This window comes from Pandoraea sp. NPDC090278, from assembly GCF_044772185.1.
GTDB lineage: Bacteria > Pseudomonadota > Gammaproteobacteria > Burkholderiales > Burkholderiaceae > Pandoraea.
On the sequence record NZ_JBIVYJ010000007.1, the window covers coordinates 252,001 to 269,243 of the forward strand.

Below are 17,243 nucleotides of genomic sequence, written 5' to 3' on the forward strand. Positions count from 1 at the left end.
ACAACTGCATTGTGGTCGATACGTCACCGCCCCTGCGCAGCGCTGCCTTATTTTAGTCATAGCGCTTCGAAATGCGTGTGACACAAATCCAGTCTTATATAAGACATAAGAGTGACGTTTTCGATTATGCATTAACATGTCGCCGCTGACCAGCTTCCTCAGGCATCACCCTCGCCATTACCCGCCATCACCCGGTATGACACTTCTTGCTCTCAATAAGCCTTTCGGTACGATCTGCCAGTTTTCGCCGCATCCGACGCGCCCGACACTCGCCGAGTGCATCGATCTGCCGGACGTCTATCCGGCGGGCCGTCTCGACGCCGACAGCGAAGGCTTGCTACTGCTCACCGACGACGGCCGCTTGCAGGCACGCATCGCGGAGCCCGAGCGAAAGCTGCCCAAGACCTATTGGGCGCAGGTCGAAGGTGCGTACGACGAAGCGGCCGTGGCCCGTCTTCGTGGTGGTCTCGATCTGGGCGACTTCGTCACGTTGCCGTGCGAGGCGCGCGAAATCCCCGAGCCTGAGCAACTTTGGGCGCGCAATCCGCCGATCCGCTACCGCGCCAGCATTCCAACGCACTGGCTCGAAATCAAACTCGTCGAAGGCAAGAATCGCCAGGTCAGACGCATGACGGCTGCCGTTGGCAAACCGACACTTCGGCTCGTGCGCGTCGCCATTGGCCCGGTCGACGTCTTTTCGTTGAACCTCGTCCCCGGTCAGTGGTGCGAACTGCCGCAACAAATACTTACACTTTCCGGTCAACGCAGCCGTCGTCCATCTCGTTGAGGGAACAGGTGCGCAACATACGCACCACTACCGAAACGAGGAAACCACATCATGAACAAACTGCTGCTCGCATTGACCGCCGGCCTGATCGTGTCCGGTGCCGCGATGGCCCAACAATCGGCGCCTGCGACGGCGCCTGTCGCTCCGGCGGCGCCCGCAGCAGCAGCGCCTGCGATGGCGGCTCCGGCGGGTGACCATGGCACTCCGGCGAAGAAGACCACCAAGCACAAAAAGCATCACCACAAGAAGCACCCGTCCAAGACGATGAGCCAACCGCCGGCCGGTAACAAGCCGTAATACTTGCCGTCGAAAAAATCCGCGAGCGGGTTGTCAACCGATGTCCTGACGGGACGTTAAAGGAGATGACTCACTTCGCGGGTCAACGAGTACACCACCCAAACATCGAGCTCCAACGAGGAATCTCATGAAAAAACTGATCGCTGCCCTGGTCGCTGGCCTGTTCGCAACGGGCGTGTTCGCCCAAGCTGCTGCTCCGGCTGCTGCCGACACGGCTGCTCCGGCTGCTGCTAGCAAGCCGGCTGCCAAGAAGAAGGCACACAAGAAGTCGTCGCACAAGAAGTCGTCGAAGAAGGCTGCTGCCGCCGAAGCTCCGGCCGCTGCAAGCAAGTAAGTACCGCGTCGCGCAGCACGCCTGCGCAACGGACGGTAACAAGCAGGTTGCTCGTGCAACCTGCTTTTTTTTCGTCCCGCAGATACAATGACCCGCTATCCGCCTGAGGTAAATTCGCCGGATTCCCGACGAAATTGCTGCGGAATTCTCACTGTCGTCCGACCGTATTCTTGACGTCCCCCCGATCTTCTCAGGAGTCTTTTGTGATCCGGATTTCGCGTCAACTGGCCGCGCTCGCCGCCAGCGCAACGTTCACCAGCATTGCCGCCGTCATGGCGCTCGCCCCGGCCAGCGCCGTTGCACAAATCAAGCAGCCCGGGGAATTCCCGACCGTGCAACTCTCTGCGGGCATGTATCTCATCAAGGCCGAAGTCGCCGCGAATGAGAAAGACCGCGAGCAGGGCCTGATGTATCGCAAAGCCATGGCCGACAATGCAGGCATGCTGTTCGTGTTCGAGGAACGCGCCGGCCACTGCTTCTGGATGAAGAACACCGATCTGCCGCTGTCCATCGCGTTCCTCGCCGACGACGGCACGATCGTGAACATCGAAGACATGGAACCGCAGACGGAAGACAACCATTGCCCGCGTGCTGCTGTGCGATACGCGCTTGAGATGAACAAGGGCTGGTTCGCGAAGAAGAACATCAAGGCAGGTTCGAAGATCTCCAACCTGCCGCGCTGATCGTTTTCCTCTGCCTTCCCCTGATGCGCCAACGCCGGGTGGCGCATCTTTCATGCAGCGCGCCGGTAGTCGCTATCGCGCGCCGCTCGATATTTCCAGCGCCGCGCCGAGCGATTGCTCGAGAAATCGATCCAGCAACCACGGATCGAAGTGACGTCCACGCTCGGCAAGCATCGCGCCGACGATCTGCGCCGGACTTAACGCTGCACGATACGGACGATGACTGGCGAGTGCATCGAAGACATCGACCAACGCCACAATGCGTCCGGCCAACGGAATACGGTTGCCGGAAAGCCCATAGGGATAACCAGTGCCGTCGTAACGTTCGTGATGCGTACGCGCCACCGTGGCCGCTAATTCGCATGCCGCACCGCCGATGGCATTGAGCATCTCGGCCCCCAACTGCGGATGCATACGCATCGTCAATATCTCGTCGGGCGACAACCTGCCCGGCTTCTCCAGAATCGAATTCGGAATACAAAGCTTGCCGGTGTCATGCAGCGCCGCCGCTAGCCCCAACGCCTGCGCCTTGATGGCGGACATCCCTAGCGCCTGCGCGAATCGCCATGCCAGCGCGCCGACGCGCCACATGTGTGTGGCCGTCCCGCCGCGTTTGTATTCGGCCAAACGAAAGAGCGTCCATGCGGCGGGGGGCAGGCTGCGCATCAGATGCGGATCGGCGAGCCAGAAACGGGGCGGAGTGTCTTGAAGCACGTCGGCACATCGGGTGTCGATCGCAAAATGCGCAATGGCCGTGGCGGCCTCGCGCGATGGCGCAGGGTCTGGCATAAGTTGTCCGTTCGGATTGAAGGGTTCACTCTAACGAGGTGCCCATGTACGAATGTTGACGTCGATCAAGCGCAGCGCAAAAGTCTGTAATCCGGCGACCGTTGAAAACGAAGGGAGACATCGCGCGTGAAGTGCGAAGGTCTGCACATCGGCATGGCGATCGGAGCGTGACTGCGGGAAGGGAGTGCTGCAGCGAGGAGGCAGCAATGAGGCGGCGAATGCGGTGAAACAAGCACAGAAGTCGTGCGGTGATGCGGATTGCGTGCTGAGTTTTGCCGGTGACGCCAGACGCTCGCGTTGGGCGTCTGACGTGCGCTTCAGAGAAGGCTCACTGAAGTCGACTTTGTGTCGGCCGGCAAATTCCGGGAACGTCGATTACGCGAAGTTCTTCGCGGCGAAGTCCCAGTTGACGAGGTTCCAGAATGCCTCGACGAACTTCGGACGAGCATTGCGGTAGTCGATGTAGTAGGCGTGTTCCCACACGTCGATCGTGATCAGCGGCTTGTCGGCGCCGGTCAGCGGCGTGGCAGCATTGCTGGTGTTCACGATGTCGACCGAACCGTCGGCCTTCTTCACGAGCCACGTCCAGCCCGAACCGAAATTGCCCACGGCCGACTTCGAGAACGTTTCCTTGAATGCGTCGAACGAGCCGAACTTGGCTTCGATGGCCTTGGCCAGATCGCCGGTCGGTGCACCGCCGCCGTTCGGCGACAGCGTGTTCCAGAAGAAGGTGTGGTTCCACACCTGTGCTGCGTTGTTGAACACGCCGCCCGACGACTTCTTGATGATGTCTTCGAGGCTGGCGTTTTCGAATTCGGTGCCCTTGATCAGGTTGTTCAAGTTGGTCACATAGGCTTGGTGGTGCTTGCCGTAGTGATACTCCATCGTTTCCTTGGAGATGGTCGGCGCCAGTGCATCGATGGCGTACGGCAGTTCAGGGAGCTTGTGTTCCATGGCAATTGTCCTTTGTGCTCTGAGGGGAACCCGATTTTGCGTTATCCGGAGCCATCGATTCTAGGGCAGATGCGAAAACCCCGCAAACCCAACGGGTACTTGGTTTGCCGCACTCTGCCTTATCAATGTGACGATTGTTTGCCGATCCCGGCTAATCGACGCACGATGCCTGCGATTCGCCAGCTTTGCCGAACCGTGCCGACTAAAAAGTATCGTCTAGCCTGACCTGGACATCACCAATGCCCACGTCGGCCGCCCCGTCTGCAAGGTGCATGGTCACTTGCTGACCACGCTGGAGTTTTCGAGGGTCCCGCAGCGGTTGACCCTTCGCATCGAGGACTGCGGCGTATCCGCGTTGCAGGGTGCGGCGCGGGTTGAGCAGTTCGAGTTGTGCGGCGGCGTCGGTCAGACGCTGCGTCGAGCGCTCGGCACGGCGCGACATGGCCGTCTGAAGACGCTGTTCGAGCAATGCCACGCGCTCATGTTGCGTCGCGACATCCGGCACAGCCCGCGCATGGCACAGACGCAACATCTCGAATCGGCTGCGACGCTGGGCCAGCGGACGTTCGAGGGCGTGGCGCATGCGATCGGCCAGATGCGCCAGTTCCCCGCGCTGGCGCGCCAGACGCTCACGCGGCGAGACCATCGCACGCGACAGGCTGTCGAGTTGCTGGGCGCGCTGCTCCAGCGTGCGACGCATTGCACGGCTCAGGCGCTGACGCTCCCGGTCAACCTCGCGCAGACACTCGTCGCGCGCCGCTGAAATCAGCTCGGCCGCCGCCGTGGGCGTGGGCGCACGCACGTCCGCCACGAAGTCGGCAATCGTGAAATCGGTTTCGTGCCCGACGCCGGAGACCACCGGCAGTTCGCTGCGCGCGATGGCGTGCGCCAGCACTTCTTCGTTGAACGCCCAGAGATCCTCGATGGAGCCACCGCCCCGGCACAACAGCAGGGTGTCGACTTCGCGGCGCGCATTGGCCGTGTCGAGCGCCGCCGCGAGCTTTGTGGCGGCGTCCGCCCCCTGTACGGGCGCGGGATAAATGACGACGCTCACATGCGGGGCGCGACGCGCGAGCGTTGTCAGCACGTCACGCAACGCGGCCGCCTGCAACGACGTGACAACGCCCACGCGACGGGCATAACGCGGCAATTCACGCTTGCGTCCGGCATCGAACAGCCCGGCAGCGGCGAGTTTTTCCTTCAGCCGCAGGAACGCCTCATAGAGATTGCCCTGCCCCGCGCGCCGGATCGCTTCGACGTTGAGTTGCACCTCACCGCGCGGCACATACATGGAAAGCAAGGCGCGAACCTCGACGCGATCGCCCTCCTTCGGTGAAAAATCCGCATGCTGCGCGCGACCGCGGAACATCACGCAACGCATTTGCGCCTGTGCGTCCTTGATCGAGAAATACCAATGGCCGCTGGCGGCGCGCGTGAAGTTGGAAATCTCGCCGCTGACCCAGGCCAACGGGAAACTCCGCTCCAGCACGCCGGCAACGGCCTTGTTCAAATCCGAAACACTGAGTACGCGATCCGCACCACCGGTGGGCCGGGCGTCGTCGAAAGATAGATTCATGCGTGTGCGCTGACGAAAAACTGTCCACAGGCCCGCTAATTTAAGGGTTTTCGCGCCGGGATGCCCGACAATTCCTACACGCCGGGCGCAAACCCTTGATTTATCGGGCTTTGCGGGGGGCTTCCACGGCGTAAAAAGGCATGTTTGCGTGACACACGACAAGATATATCTTCAGAGGCCGACATGTACACATAGTTATCCACAGGCTGACGAGGAAATCTTGGGACTTGTGAGCTTGCGGAGGTGTTCATTTCTGAAACCGCTCATTGCTCATTTTTTCATCACGAACTAAAAAGTTCCACCGCGTCAAAGAGTTGCTGAGAGTATCCAAAGGTTGTCCACATCCTTGTGCTCGTCAGGTGTGGAAAACGGTGCTTGCCCATCCCCCCCCTGCACGCTACAGTTCGGACTCGTTTGCCCATCCCCCGCAACAAGCAAGAGGTCTCTTTGTTCGCCGTCATCCAGGCCGCCGGCTGGCCCATCTGGCCACTTCTCATCGCATCCATCATTGCTCTCGCCCTGATCGTCGAGCGCGCCCTGTCGCTTCGCCGCGCACGCGTGCTGCCGACCGGCGTACTCGAAAACGCGATCACGCTCGCGCGCCGTGGCGCTGCCAAGCAAGACGCCACCGAAGCACTGGCGCGCGGTTCCATGTTGGGTCGTGTGCTCGCGACCGGCGTGCGCTACGTCGCCCACAATCCGCAGGGCCCGCGCGAAGGCGCAAAAGAGGCGCTGGAGGAAACGGGACGTGCCGTCGCCCACGAACTGGAGCGCTTTCTGCCTGCGCTGGGCACCATCGCCTCGGTCGCACCGCTCATGGGTCTGTTCGGCACGGTGATCGGCATGATCGAGATCTTCGGTGCGCAGGACGCAACGGGCACCGATCCGGCCCAACTGGCGCACGGCATCTCCGTTGCGCTCTACAACACCGGCTTCGGGCTGATGATCGCGATTCCGGCGATGATCTTCTATCGCTACTACCGCACCCGCGTCGACGCCTTCCTCGTCGAACTCGAAACCCAGGCGGTCCATTTCCTCGATGCCACGCTGCCGCGGCACTGATTCGAGAGACATGCGATGAATTTCCGTCGAGGTCTCTCCACGCGCGACGAGCCGGAGATCAATCTGATCCCGCTCATCGACGTGCTGCTCGTCATCCTGATCTTTCTGATGGTCACGACGACCTACACGCGCTACACCGCGCTCAAGGTCAATCTGCCCACAGCGGACGCGGAAAAAGCGGTCGTGCCGCCGCGTCAGATTGTCGTTTCGGTAGGTGCCGACGGCAGTTACGCGATCGACCGGCATGCGCTGGCCCAACGCGACGTTGCCAGTCTGACGGCCGCGCTGCGTCAGGCGGCTGGCCCCGCCAATACCGGCGCGGAGCCGCCGGTGATCATCATCAACGCCGACGCCAAGAGCGCGCATCAGTCCGTCATCAATGTGATGGAAGCCGCGCGTGAGGCCGGGTTGTCGCGTCTGACCTTCGCCGCCCGTTCGACGACGGCGCACGGCGCACCTGCGCAACCGTCCCGATGACACGACAAACGCCGCGACAGCCGGACACCGAGAAGGGTGCGCGCGCACGCGCCCTCGTGCCGCGTCTGTCGGGCTCGCTGGTCCATTGGGTCACGGCGCAGTGGCAACGCCGGGGGCTTGCCGCCTGGCTGCTGTGGCCGTTCTCGTGGGTCTTCGGCGGCATTGCCGCGTGGCGGCGCATGCGTTTTCGCCGTGGCTGGAAACCGTCGACACGGCTCCCGGTCCCGGTCGTCGTGGTCGGCAATCTGACGGTAGGTGGCACCGGTAAAACGCCGACCGTCATCGCACTGGTCGGCGCGTTGCGTGAACACGGCTACACACCCGGTGTGCTTTCGCGAGGTTACGGGGCGAAGCTGACCCGGCCGACGGAAGTCGTGCAGACGGCACGTCCTGAAGACGTTGGCGACGAACCGCTGCTGATCGCGAAACGGACTGGCGCGCCCGTGTGGGTCTGGCCGTCGCGCGTGGAAGGCGGACGGGCGTTACTCGCAGCGCATCCCGAATGCGACGTCGTCGTCTGTGACGATGGTCTTCAGCATTACGCCCTTGTACGCGACGTCGAAATCGCCGTCTTCGATCATCGCCTCGATGGCAATGGCTTCCTGCTCCCGGCGGGGCCGCTGCGCGAACCGTTGTCGCGACAACGGGACGTGAACCTCATCAACGATCCGTATGGCCGAACGCTGCCGGATTGGCCTCATACGTGGCGCCTGACGTTGACGTTGGGCGACGCGTGGTGCGTCAGCCAGCCGTCGCTCACCCGCGCGCTGTCTCACTTTGCGGGCAAGCGCGTGCTGGCAGCCGCGGGCATCGGGGCACCGGAGCGGTTCTTTGCGGCGTTGCGCGCGGCGGGGTTGCAGATCGAGACGCTGGCGTTGCCCGATCATTACGACTTTGCAACGAATCCGTTCGACGGCGTGGCCGCGGACGCCATCCTGATCACCGAAAAGGATGCAGTAAAATGCGTCACCTGGTCCGACCCGCGTGTGTGGGCCGTACCTGCCGAGGCAGCGCTCGATGCGCGCCTCGTATCACTGGTAGTGGAGAAATTGCGTGGACAACCGACTGTTTGAGATTCTCGTCTGCCCGTTGTGCAAGGGCCCGCTGGAGCTGGATAAAAAAGCCCAGGAGCTGATTTGCCATGCAGACAAGCTCGCTTATCCGATTCGTGACGGCATTCCCGTCATGCTGGCCGACGAAGCGCGTCAGTCCGTCGAAGGCACGCCCGTTCCGATGAACGACGACAAGTCCGCATCGTGAGCGATACGACGTTGCGCCCCGGCACCCAGGGGGGCGCTGCAGCCACCGGTACCACTACGGACTTTGTCGCCGTAGTGCCTGCGCGCCTGGCGTCGACGCGCCTGCCCAATAAGCCGCTCGCCGATATCGGCGGCAAGCCGATGGTCGTGCGCGTCGCCGAACGTGCGCGCGAATCGGGCGCGCGTCAGGTTGTCGTGGCGACCGACGCACAGAGCGTTGTCGATGCGGTGTCCGCGCACGGTTTCGACGTGGTCCTGACCCGCGCGGACCACCCGACGGGCACCGACCGTCTGGCCGAGGTCGCCGTGGCGCAGGGCTGGCCGGACGACACCATTGTCGTCAACGTACAGGGCGACGAGCCGCTGATCGATCCGCGTCTGGTGCACGCCGTCGCAACCCATCTGGCCGAACACCCCGAATGCGCGCTGTCGACCGCCGCGCATCCGATTACCGACAACGCGGAGATCTTCTCTCCGAACGTCGTCAAGGTCGTGCTCGATGCGCATGGCCGCGCGCTCTATTTCTCGCGTGCGCCGATTCCGTGGTCGCGCGATGCGTGGTCTGCCGGACTCGCGAGCGTCGCCACGTTACCCGCCGCCACGACGCCGGTCTTTCGTCACATCGGCTTGTACGCCTATCGCGCCAAGTTCCTGCGCAGCTACCCGAGTTTGCCGCAAGCCCCCATCGAGACGGCGGAATCGCTGGAGCAGTTGCGTGCGCTGTGGCACGGCGAGCGTATCGCCGTACTCGTGACGGACGACGCGCCGCTGCCGGGCGTCGACACGGCAGAAGACCTCGAACGCGTGCGCGCATTGCTGAAAAACTGACGGCGTCGCGCGTCCCGGAAATCGCACCGACGCGACACCGGGCCGTCTGCAAAACGCCGCCGGGCGGGCATGACGTGGCATAATCGCTCTGATTCTCGCGAGCAGACCCCCCGGTCGCGCGCGTCGCGCACTGCCGGGCGCGATGTCTGCGCGCAGCGCGGTTCGCCGGTCACAGGACCCGCAACCGCCGCAGAGCACCGGAGACGCACCTGCCTGCCGCACGCACAGCATTCACAAATCACAAACTTTCAGGAGTCATCGATGCGTCTGATTTTGTTGGGGGCACCCGGGGCCGGCAAAGGCACCCAAGCCACTTTCATCAAAGAAAAATTCGGCATCCCGCAAATCTCGACCGGCGACATGCTGCGCGCCGCGATCAAGGAAGGCACGCAACTCGGCCTTGAAGCCAAGCGCTTCATGGATGCAGGCGATCTGGTGCCGGACGGCGTCATCATCGGCATGGTCAAGGAACGTCTGACGGCCGACGATTGCAAGAACGGTTATCTGTTCGACGGTTTCCCGCGCACCATCGCGCAAGCGGAAGCCATGAAGGAAGCTGGCGTCGCCATCGATTTCGTCCTCGAAATCGACGTGCCGTTCGATGAAATCATCACCCGCATGAGCGGCCGTCGTACGCACCCGGCATCGGGCCGCACGTACCACGTCAAGTTCAACCCGCCGAAGGTCGAAGGCGTCGACGACGTGACCGGCGAGCCGCTCGTCCAGCGCGACGACGACAAGGAAGAAACGGTCAAGAAGCGCCTCGCAGTGTATGAGTCGCAGACCAAGCCGCTGGTCGCCTACTATTCGGATTGGGCCAAGCACGGCAGCCCGGGCGCGATCGTCGACGCACCGCAGTACCGCAAGATCTCGGGCCAGGGCAGCGTGGATGAAATCCGCGCGCGCGCGTTCGACGCACTGAAGTAAGGCGACCGGGACCATCGGTCGATGCCGCCCCGCGATTCCGTGTTGTTCGCAACGCGCGCGGTCCGGCAAGGGGTGATGCCTCGTCAGTAACGCCACAGAAGAAGGCGGCCAGTTCAGACTGTGCCGCCTTTTTTGCCAATGGAGGATGACGCATGGAAATTCAGGGCAATGTGTTTCTGATCACCGGTGGCGCCTCAGGGCTGGGCGCGGCGGCTGCGCGCTGGCTTGTGGGTCTTGGCGCGAAGGTCGTACTCGCCGATGTGAATGTCGACGAAGGCGAAGCGCTCGCCGAGAAGCTCGGGGGCAAGTTCGTGAAATGCGACGTCACCCGGGAAGACGACGGCAAGGCCGCTGTGGCCGCCGCGCAGGCACTCGGCACGTTGCGCGGGCTCGTCAACTGCGCGGGCATCGCCATCGGCAGCAAGACGGTCGGGCGCGACGGCCCCCATCCGCTCGACGCCTTTTCGCGCGTCATTCAGATCAATCTGATCGGCACCTTCAACATGATTCGCCTCGCAGCCACCGCGATGAGTCAGGGTGAGCCGAACGGTGAAGGCGAGCGCGGCGTGATCGTCAATACGGCGTCGGTCGCCGCGTACGATGGACAGATGGGACAAGCCGCTTACGCGGCATCGAAAGGCGGCGTGGCCAGCCTGACGCTGCCGGTCGCACGGGATCTCTCGCGCAGCGGTATTCGCGTGATGACCATCGCGCCGGGCATTTTCGAAACACCGATGATGCTCGCCATGCCCGCCGAAGTGCAGGCATCGCTCGGTCAGATGGTGCCGTTTCCGTCGCGTCTCGGTCGGCCTGCCGAATACGCGATGCTGGTCGAACAGATCGTGCGCAACCCGATGCTGAACGGCGAAGTGATTCGTCTGGACGGCGCGATTCGCATGCAGCCGAAATAGCGCATCAGCGGTTGATAACACGTAGGGAACGGCACGAACGGCGCGCTGCAGACATTTTGTCGCAGTGCAGCAAAAAGTCGTTCGGACTATGACTACAATGGAATGCCGGACGCAGATTGCGGTCGGCTCAAGACGCCGGTTTTCATGCTCCAACCGGTGCTCAGATGTTCTCCCCGTCGTCCCCCGAGGCAGGAGGCTGGCATGAAATCTCTGGCGCAACAGATGTCGTTCTATCAGCGCTATCACCGCAGTCCCAAGAACCGTCTCACGCATTTCTTCGGCGTTCCCATGATCATCCTCGCGGTGATGCAGGCGTTCTCGTGGGTGCCGCTCGGCCCCAGCGGCCTGAACGCGACGCACGTGATCGTGCTGGTCTTGCTGATGTACTACTTCCTGCTCGATGTCCCGCTCGCGCTTGCCATGACGGCGTTCTTCGCCGTGCTGCTAGCGATCACGCAACATCTGGCGAGACTGCCATGGCCGTGGGCGCTCGCCGTTTTCGGTGTGCTGTTCGTCGGCGGCTGGATCGTGCAACTGATCGGCCACCATTACGAGGGCCGCAAGCCTGCCCTGCTCGATAACATCTTCCAGATTTTTATCGCCCCGATGTTCCTCATGGCCGAAGTGTTCTTCCATTTCGGTTACAAGCCGGGGCTCAAGCGCGAAGTGCAGGAGCTGTCGATGCAGTCGGTGTAACCGATGCAAGACGTCCACGGGCCTGCGCCCGACGTCAAAACGCCAGCCGGTGAATGCGGCTGGCGTTTTTTATGGGTGACGCTGTAGGGGCGAAACTTACCCGTGACTGCCCGGACGGCGGCTCAGGTCGTCGAGCACCTGACGAATCGCATCGGCGTCGTCCGCTTCGGGACGCTTACCGAGATACCACTCCAGGTCGTCCTGCGCCGGACGCACCAGCCCCAAACGCGCATACGCCAGCCCGCGATCCCGCTTTTCGATGGGCTGGTCGGGTAGCACGAGCACCATACGCTCCTGCACCGCCAGCAGCCGCTCCCACCGCTCGTTCTGCGTATAGATGGCCCGCAGGTTGCGAAGCATGCGCGCCAGAATCTCGCGCGGCGTCGCGGGCTCCAGGAACGGGTGCAGCAACGCCCACAACGCCAGCTCCTGAATCGGCTCGGCGCTTTCGTCGCGATAGTGTTTCAGATACGGCTCGACCATTTCGAGCAAGCGTTGCGGCGAAAGCGAATTGCCCGAAATGGGGTCGATGACGACATCCCCGGCAGGCACCGCGAGACGCAGCAGAAAGTGCCCCGGGAACGAGAGGCCCCGCAATGGCAGCCCGATCTGATGACCGATCTCCATGCACAGCACGGCGAGCGAAATCGGAATGCCGCGACGGCGATCCAGCACCACATGCAGGTGGCTGTTATCCGGATCGTAATAGTCGTTCTGATTGACGGTGAAACCGAGTTCGCGGAAGAAGAAATGATCGAGCAGTTGCAGCTTTTGCAACGGCCCGGCGTCCGGCGGCAGACGCTTGGCCAGGCGTGCGGCCAGCGCATCGATCTGGGTGAGCGTGTCCTGCACGTCGAGATCGGGATAGACGTCCTGCGCGATGGCGATGGCCGCTTCGGTCAACGGCAGGCCGTCGTCGGACGCAACCAGCGCAGCAAAATACTCCAGAATTCGATTCGCCATGCGGTATCCGTGAGTTCCGCCGCGACCGGCCCGCTAATGGATCACCAGGATCACGAACGGGTGCGCCGACGGAAGAACGAGAAGTTGAAACCCATGAGGAATAATGCCCCGAAATACACCACGGCGCATAGCACCAGACTCGCCCCGAGCAAGGCAATGCGCGCCAGCGGACGCGCCCCCAGCGCCACCCAGTCGAAGCTCTGCGTGAACCAAAGCAGCACGCCCGCCAGGATCAGACACGCCGCCAACAACTGGACGAAGAACAGACGCCACCCCGCCGCAGGCCGGTAAATGCCGCGCTTGTAGAGCCCGGCGAAAAGCAGCGCGGCGTTCATGCATGCGCCAACGCCGATCGACAGCGACAGCCCGGCATGGGCGAACCAACGCACGAAAAGCACGTTCGAGAGCTGCGTGGCAATCAGTACCACGATGGCAATCTTCACCGGCGTCTTGATGTCCTGCTTGGCGTAGAAGCCCGGCGCGAGAATCTTGATCAGGATCAGCCCGACGAGCCCGACGCCGTAGGCGGTGAGCGCGTGCGCTGTCATCACGACGTCGGTCGCATCGAAGCGTCCGTACTGATAAAGGGTCGCGGTGAGTGGCTCGGCATAGACGAACAGACCAACGGCGCTGGGCATGGCCAGCAGGAAGGTCAGACGCAGCCCCCAGTCCAGCAATGCGGAATACTCGGCGGGATCGTCGTCGGCATGCGCGCGCGCCAGACTCGGCAGCAGAATCGTGCCCAGCGCCACGCCCAGCAACGCTGTCGGAAATTCCATTAGACGGTCCGCGTAGGCCAGCCACGACACACTGCCCTGCGCCAGTCGCGACGCAATGTTCGTATTGATGATCAGGCTGACCTGAGCGACGGACACCGCCAGCGTGGCCGGCACCATCTTCGCGAGCACCCGCTTGACGCCCGCATTGCGAAGCGCCGCCGCAACATTGATCGTGATGCGGGGCAACATGCCGATGCGGGCGAGTGCCGGGAGTTGAATGACCAGTTGCAGCACGCCGCCCACGATCACGGCATACGCGAGCGCGTAGACCGGTGTCTCCAGATGCGGCGCCACCCAAAGCGATGCCACGATCGAGCTGACGTTGAGCAGCACCGGCGCAAATGCGGGCATCGAGAACTGACGCCACGTGTTGAGCACGCCTGCGGCAAGCGTCGTGATCGAGATCAGGGTGATATAGGGGAACATCACGCGCGTCATGAAGACGGCGGCGTCGAACGTGCCGTTTTCACGCGACAGGCCCGTCGCCACGGCGTAGACCACGCCTGACGCGCCGAGCACCCCGGCAATCGTGATGGACAGGAGCACCCAGAAAAGCACCGTTGTGACGGAATCGACGAGTGTTTTCGTCTCTTCTTCGCTACGTTGCGATTTGAATTCGGCCAGAATTGGGACGAATGCCTGCGAAAACGCCCCTTCAGCGGACAGGCGGCGCAGCAGATTGGGAATACGGAACGCCACGTTGTAGGCGTCGGTCATGGGACCGGCGCCAAACATGCGTGCGATAAGAATTTCACGAATCAGGCCGGTGATGCGCGAAAGCATCGTAAAACCGCTGACCGTAGCGAGAGCTTTGAGCAAATTCATGTTGCGCGTATTATACGCACAGCATTGCAGCAAAGAAGTTGCAATTTCCGTTGGGCTTCGGCTATAATCGTCGGTTTCGAAGTCAATGGATTGCTTCCTGGCCACCGTGTCTCCCAGGGAGCGGAGCCAAACTGCACAGAAGCCGCATTAGGCGGAGCAATTCAAGGAATTCACTGAACATGGCAAATACCGCACAAGCACGCAAGCGCGCGCGTCAAACCGTTAAGATCAACGCCCACAACTCGGCGCTGCGTTCGCGTCTGCGCACGGCTGTGAAGGCTGTTCGCAAGGCAATCGCCACCGGCGACCAAGCCGCTGCCAAGGAAGTGCTGCGCACTTCGGCAAAGACGATCGACATCATCGCTGACAAGAAGATCGTTCACAAGAACACCGCTGCTCGTCAAAAGAGCCGCCTGTCGGCCGCCATCAAGGCGATGTCGGCAGCTGCCTAAGCTGGGTATCCCCGCTTAGCTGCAAAGCACTACAAGTTGCTTGCCGGTTCCGACTACGGTCGGGACACTAAAAAGCCCGCTTCATGCGGGCTTTTTTCTATTCTGCCTCCCTTCTCTCTCATTCCCCTCGTTACGCCATACAAAACACGCAATTCTGCCGAGTGCATTGAGCACCGCGGAGACAACCGGGAAGGGAATGTGCCAGAAACGGCGGAGATGTGACGAAGCGACGGTGAGTAGGGCCGAAGGCCCGGCACTCACGTCTGGCCGACAACGGCCAAGGGGGATTTATTTGACGTCGGGAACGAAGCAGGCTTCGGTCATTTGCAACCCGTTGTCACGCGCAAAACTCATCACGAAATCGAACATTCTCGGTTCGATATCGCGCAGTCGCTCATCGACAACGACGCACTTGACGTCACCCACCATCGTCGGACGCACATAGGGGGAGTACTGCATGTATGCGTTCGGGCCAGAATTGCTTCGGCCGCAGAACGACACGGCGCCGCACAGACGCTCCGCCCAGTCACTCGGACGAAACTTCTTGCCATCCAGAGTCAGCCCCTGAATGAAATACTCGCGCGCGGAAACCTGGTCGGTCATATCGCTCAATCACCTCAAAAAACACCTGGCCAGCCGTACGCGGGTAGCGTGGCCGACAGAGCCAGTATTATATCTTATATAAGACTGGAACCTGTCCCCCACCATTGCTGCGGATGTTTTTTTCGGTCTTGCCAGCCGATTTTGGCTGTGCAGCAGCGGGCTCGATCATACGCTTTTCGTGTGACGACAAAACGATTTGGTAGACTAGGGTTTGTTCGTCGCGCCGAACGCGTTCGAGTTCCCGGTAATTCTGCGGTGAACGCACGCGGGATCGGCCTCCAGCAGAACATCCAAATGACCACCGCCAAACCCATCAAGCATTACCTCCAGTTTTCGGATCTTTCGCTCGACGAGTATGACTACGTGCTCGAGCGCACCCGCATCCTCAAGAAGAAATTCAAAAACTACGAGACCTACCACCCGCTGCACGACCGCACGCTGGCGATGATTTTCGAGAAGAGCTCGACCCGCACGCGTCTGTCGTTCGAGGCCGGTATTCACCAGTTGGGCGGTCACGCCGTATTTCTGAACACCCGCGACACGCAGCTCGGTCGCGGCGAGCCGATCGAAGACGCCGCCCAGGTGATCTCGCGCATGACCGACATCATCATGATCCGCACGTTCGGTCAGGAGATCATCGAGCGCTTCGCCCAACATTCGCGCGTGCCAGTCATCAATGGCCTGACCAACGAATACCACCCGTGTCAGGTGCTGGCGGACATCTTCACGTACTACGAGCATCGCGGCCCGATCAAGGGCAAGACGGTCACGTGGATCGGCGACGCCAACAACATGTCCTACACGTGGATTCAGGCCGCCGAGATCTTCGGCTTCCAGTTCAATATCTCGACGCCGCCGGGCTACCGCCTCGATCAGGCAATGGTGTCCGACTCGAGCCGCCCGTTCGTGCGTGAGTTCGACGATCCGCGCGCCGCCTGCGAAGGGGCCGATCTCGTGTCGACCGACGTCTGGACGAGCATGGGTTACGAAGCAGAAAACGAAGCACGCAAGGCCGCGTTCGCTCAATGGTGCGTGAACGCCGACCTGATGCAACGCGCGAAGTCCGACGCCCTCTTCATGCACTGCCTGCCTGCCCACCGTGGCGAAGAAGTGTCGGCAGATGTCATCGACGGCGCACAAAGCGTCGTCTGGGACGAAGCCGAGAACCGTCTGCACGTGCAGAAGGCGCTCATGGAGTTCCTGATGCTGGGCCGCGTCTGACGCCTCTGCGCGCACACGACGCATCGAATGCAGGTCAGCCGGGGCAGTCTGCCCGGCCACACCGCCCGGACTGGCGCCATGCCGTCCGGGCGGTTTTCGTTACCCCACCGCGATTAACGTTCCGCTATCATCGCTGACGCGCGCCGTCAGCCATTCTCGTGATGCCGCGCTTCATCGCAGTACGGCACAGCCACCCCGCCCATCACAGCGTTTCGGAATTTGCACCGTCCCGCACCACATCGGTGCAATTTCGTTGTGCATTGCACAAAATGCAGCCGGGTGGACGCTCGAAACGTGCTAGCATGAATTCACGCCTGGCCCTGATCGGTCCGGCATATTGACTCTCCATCGCGGCATTCGCTCGCATTTGACACAGCATTCGGTCATGACGCAAATCGCAACTCAGTTCGACAACGTTTCCGTAATCAAGCGCGCCAACACGTACTTCGACGGCAAGTGCGTTTCGCACACCGTCCTGTTCCCGGACGGCACGCGCAAGACGCTGGGTGTGATTTTCCCGGCCACGCTCCAGTTCGGTACCGATGCGCCTGAGATCATGGAAGTCACGGGCGGCCGCTGCCGCATCCGCCTGGCAGGTCAGACCGAGTGGCAAGAGTACGCTGCCGGTCAGGAGTTCTCCGTGCCGGGCAATAGCAAGTTCGATATCGAGGTCGTCGAGACGCTCGATTACGTTTGCCACTACGGCTAACCGTCCGGCCAGCATCGCGACGGCGCGGGGTCTCCCGCGTCATCGCCCTCTCGGCCGGTTCAGCGCGGCCCGGCGCCGCTTCCCACTATGTCGCGACTGCCTCCCGAATCG

General features: G+C 61.9%; 21 protein-coding genes. 15 read left to right on the plus strand and 6 right to left on the minus strand.

The features are described 5' to 3' along the window. The first annotated feature begins 196 nt into the window (after positions 1-196). The 4 genes from ACIQWO_RS23985 to ACIQWO_RS24000 all read left to right on the plus strand — a co-directional run bounded on the left by ACIQWO_RS23985 (position 197) and on the right by ACIQWO_RS24000 (position 2,101). Positions 197-787, plus strand: coding sequence for a pseudouridine synthase (locus ACIQWO_RS23985; RefSeq protein ID WP_402829559.1), 591 nt, complete (start codon positions 197-199; stop codon positions 785-787). Between the two features lie 51 nt (positions 788-838). Continuing rightward, complete coding sequence (locus ACIQWO_RS23990; RefSeq protein ID WP_402829561.1) at positions 839-1,084, plus strand: hypothetical protein; 246 nt, start codon at positions 839-841, stop codon at positions 1,082-1,084. A gap of 127 nt (positions 1,085-1,211) precedes the next feature. Continuing rightward, complete coding sequence (locus tag ACIQWO_RS23995; protein WP_402829563.1) at positions 1,212-1,418, plus strand: hypothetical protein; 207 nt, start codon at positions 1,212-1,214, stop codon at positions 1,416-1,418. 272 nt (positions 1,419-1,690) lie between these two features. Beyond that, the gene (locus ACIQWO_RS24000) at positions 1,691-2,101 is read left to right on the plus strand and encodes a DUF192 domain-containing protein (RefSeq protein WP_402829664.1); all 411 of its coding nucleotides are present in this window, start codon (positions 1,691-1,693) and stop codon (positions 2,099-2,101) included. 72 nt (positions 2,102-2,173) lie between these two features. On the opposite strand, the gene ACIQWO_RS24005 is transcribed toward ACIQWO_RS24000, so the two are convergent. The 3 genes from ACIQWO_RS24005 to xseA form a co-directional block, all read right to left on the minus strand. Further along, positions 2,174-2,815 (minus strand): HD-GYP domain-containing protein, encoded by a 642-nt coding sequence (locus ACIQWO_RS24005; RefSeq protein ID WP_402829565.1) that lies wholly within the window; start codon positions 2,813-2,815, stop codon positions 2,174-2,176. 450 nt (positions 2,816-3,265) lie between these two features. Further along, entirely contained in the window at positions 3,266-3,844 is a 579-nt protein-coding gene (gene sodB, locus ACIQWO_RS24010) for a superoxide dismutase [Fe] (RefSeq protein WP_402829567.1), read from the minus strand. A gap of 202 nt (positions 3,845-4,046) precedes the next feature. Further along, positions 4,047-5,420 carry an exodeoxyribonuclease VII large subunit gene (gene xseA, locus ACIQWO_RS24015; protein WP_402829569.1) on the minus strand — a complete coding sequence of 458 codons (1,374 nt, stop codon included), beginning with the start codon at positions 5,418-5,420 and terminating at the stop codon, positions 4,047-4,049. Positions 5,421-5,867: 447 nt separating this feature from the next. Between xseA and ACIQWO_RS24020 the strand changes: the two genes are divergently transcribed. The 8 genes from ACIQWO_RS24020 (at position 5,868) to ACIQWO_RS24055 (ending at position 11,580) form a co-directional block, all read left to right on the plus strand. Further along, positions 5,868-6,482 carry a MotA/TolQ/ExbB proton channel family protein gene (locus tag ACIQWO_RS24020; RefSeq protein WP_150737689.1) on the plus strand — a complete coding sequence of 205 codons (615 nt, stop codon included), beginning with the start codon at positions 5,868-5,870 and terminating at the stop codon, positions 6,480-6,482. Between the two features lie 15 nt (positions 6,483-6,497). Then, positions 6,498-6,959, plus strand: coding sequence for a biopolymer transporter ExbD (locus ACIQWO_RS24025; protein WP_046292971.1), 462 nt, complete (start codon positions 6,498-6,500; stop codon positions 6,957-6,959). Further along, positions 6,956-8,032 (plus strand): tetraacyldisaccharide 4'-kinase, encoded by a 1,077-nt coding sequence (lpxK, locus tag ACIQWO_RS24030; protein WP_402829573.1) that lies wholly within the window; start codon positions 6,956-6,958, stop codon positions 8,030-8,032. Before ACIQWO_RS24025 ends, lpxK begins: the two co-directional genes overlap by 4 nt. Next, positions 8,013-8,219 carry a Trm112 family protein gene (locus ACIQWO_RS24035; RefSeq protein WP_039400921.1) on the plus strand — a complete coding sequence of 69 codons (207 nt, stop codon included), beginning with the start codon at positions 8,013-8,015 and terminating at the stop codon, positions 8,217-8,219. The genes lpxK and ACIQWO_RS24035 overlap by 20 nt, the downstream gene beginning before the upstream one ends. Positions 8,220-8,230: 11 nt before the next feature. Then, positions 8,231-9,046 carry a 3-deoxy-manno-octulosonate cytidylyltransferase gene (gene kdsB, locus ACIQWO_RS24040; RefSeq protein ID WP_402829666.1) on the plus strand — a complete coding sequence of 272 codons (816 nt, stop codon included), beginning with the start codon at positions 8,231-8,233 and terminating at the stop codon, positions 9,044-9,046. A gap of 261 nt (positions 9,047-9,307) precedes the next feature. Next, positions 9,308-9,973: an adenylate kinase gene (gene adk / locus ACIQWO_RS24045; RefSeq protein WP_402829575.1), complete on the plus strand. Its 666-nt coding sequence runs from the start codon at positions 9,308-9,310 to the stop codon at positions 9,971-9,973. Between the two features lie 152 nt (positions 9,974-10,125). Next, positions 10,126-10,884, plus strand: coding sequence for an SDR family NAD(P)-dependent oxidoreductase (locus ACIQWO_RS24050; protein WP_402829577.1), 759 nt, complete (start codon positions 10,126-10,128; stop codon positions 10,882-10,884). A gap of 201 nt (positions 10,885-11,085) precedes the next feature. Then, positions 11,086-11,580 (plus strand): DUF962 domain-containing protein, encoded by a 495-nt coding sequence (locus ACIQWO_RS24055; protein ID WP_402829579.1) that lies wholly within the window; start codon positions 11,086-11,088, stop codon positions 11,578-11,580. Positions 11,581-11,676: 96 nt separating this feature from the next. Here ACIQWO_RS24055 and ACIQWO_RS24060 read toward each other — a convergent pair whose 3' ends face one another. Then, positions 11,677-12,543, minus strand: a complete 867-nt coding sequence (locus tag ACIQWO_RS24060) for a SirB1 family protein (RefSeq protein WP_039400930.1) — start codon at positions 12,541-12,543, stop codon at positions 11,677-11,679. Between the two features lie 50 nt (positions 12,544-12,593). After that, positions 12,594-14,147 (minus strand): murein biosynthesis integral membrane protein MurJ, encoded by a 1,554-nt coding sequence (murJ, locus tag ACIQWO_RS24065; protein ID WP_402829582.1) that lies wholly within the window; start codon positions 14,145-14,147, stop codon positions 12,594-12,596. A gap of 179 nt (positions 14,148-14,326) precedes the next feature. Here murJ and rpsT point away from each other — a divergent pair, with 179 nt between their 5' ends. Then, complete coding sequence (rpsT, locus tag ACIQWO_RS24070) at positions 14,327-14,599, plus strand: 30S ribosomal protein S20 (RefSeq protein WP_010807144.1); 273 nt, start codon at positions 14,327-14,329, stop codon at positions 14,597-14,599. A gap of 288 nt (positions 14,600-14,887) precedes the next feature. Here rpsT and ACIQWO_RS24075 read toward each other — a convergent pair whose 3' ends face one another. Continuing rightward, positions 14,888-15,202, minus strand: coding sequence for a DUF3579 domain-containing protein (locus ACIQWO_RS24075; protein WP_039400937.1), 315 nt, complete (start codon positions 15,200-15,202; stop codon positions 14,888-14,890). A gap of 294 nt (positions 15,203-15,496) precedes the next feature. On the opposite strand from ACIQWO_RS24075, the gene argF reads away from it, so the two are divergent. Together argF and ACIQWO_RS24085 are read left to right on the plus strand one after the other, a co-directional pair. Then, positions 15,497-16,423 carry an ornithine carbamoyltransferase gene (gene argF / locus ACIQWO_RS24080; protein WP_402829584.1) on the plus strand — a complete coding sequence of 309 codons (927 nt, stop codon included), beginning with the start codon at positions 15,497-15,499 and terminating at the stop codon, positions 16,421-16,423. 385 nt (positions 16,424-16,808) lie between these two features. Then, positions 16,809-17,132 (plus strand): pyrimidine/purine nucleoside phosphorylase, encoded by a 324-nt coding sequence (locus tag ACIQWO_RS24085; RefSeq protein WP_039400939.1) that lies wholly within the window; start codon positions 16,809-16,811, stop codon positions 17,130-17,132. The last annotated feature ends 111 nt before the right edge of the window (positions 17,133-17,243 follow it).